Genomic DNA, 1,080 nt, shown 5'->3' on the forward strand with positions numbered 1-1,080 from the left:
TGTCAAGACCCGCTTGGTTATAGACGCGTTTCGTGAACAATTCAGGGCGTTTGGCTTGCCAGTCCTTGAGTGCCTGGATCGGCGTCTGATGCTTTAACGCGCGCTGTGGGATGTTGTGGTTGTAGATCTTGACGTAGTTGCGCAGCGTCGATTCAAGCTCGGCGGCCGAACCGAAACGGGTCTGATTGACGATGTCGCTGATACGGCCGTTGAACCGCTCGACCATGCCATTGGTCTGTGGATGGCGTGGCGGAATAAGGCGGTGTTCGATATCGAATTGCTTGCACCATCGGTCAAACAGGTGGCGCCCGCTGGGCTCCTTGTTTTTGCCCTTGGCGGTAAATCGGTCGGTGAACTGGCTGCCGTTATCGGTGAGCAGTTTGACGATCTTGACAGGGCATGCAGCGCGCGCCTTTGCCAGGAAATCGACACTGCTGCTTTCGGTCTGGTCAGCATAGATCTCGATGAATACCCAGCGCGTGGCGCGGTCGATCGCGACGAACAGGTATCGCCTTGCAGACTCGTCCGGCATCTGGGGCAAGTACTTGATATCGATGTGGATAAAGCCGGGCTCGTAGTCCTTGAACGTTTTTTTCGTAGCCGGTGCGCCGTCGTCCTGCTTGAGCAGGTCGCGTAAGTCAGAAACGTCATGACGGCGCAGGCAGCGCCCCAGGCCGGCACGGGAAACGGCTGGATTGATGAACTCGCGCGTGACGGCCAGCAGGTCGTCAGTCGGCAACAGCAAGGTCTTGCGCAGCTCGACGACGATCAGCTCCTGCTCGGGCGTAAGCGTCGTGTTCAGGGTCTTGGGGCAATGAGAACCATCGACCGGGCTATCGCGATCCTGCCATTTCCTGATAGTCTGCCGCGTGACGTTGTAGAGCCGGGCCAGCTCGGCTTGCGGCAACGTCGACTTCTTGATTTCTTCACGGATCAGGTGCGTCGTTCGTGCTCGGCTGTGCAGGGCTTGGGTCATCAGGCTACCAGTAAAAGATCAGGTTGGAACAGTGTACGCAAAACGTGCCGGGCCTTGAAGAGGGGCCAGCTACGGATGGGTATATGATCCCACGAGTCCAGACA

The 1,080-nt window shown here is 57.8% G+C and carries 1 protein-coding gene; it reads right to left on the reverse strand.

All coding sequences use genetic code 11. The annotated features are described in order from the left end of the window. Window positions 1–976 (reverse strand): IS481 family transposase (locus ACHAC9_RS24450; RefSeq protein WP_435764404.1); only part of this gene is annotated, 976 nt, incomplete at its 3' end. Between the last annotated feature and the right edge of the window lie 104 nt (window positions 977–1,080).

Source organism: Massilia sp. CMS3.1 (assembly GCF_051262535.1).
Classification (GTDB): Bacteria; Pseudomonadota; Gammaproteobacteria; order Burkholderiales; family Burkholderiaceae_D; genus Telluria.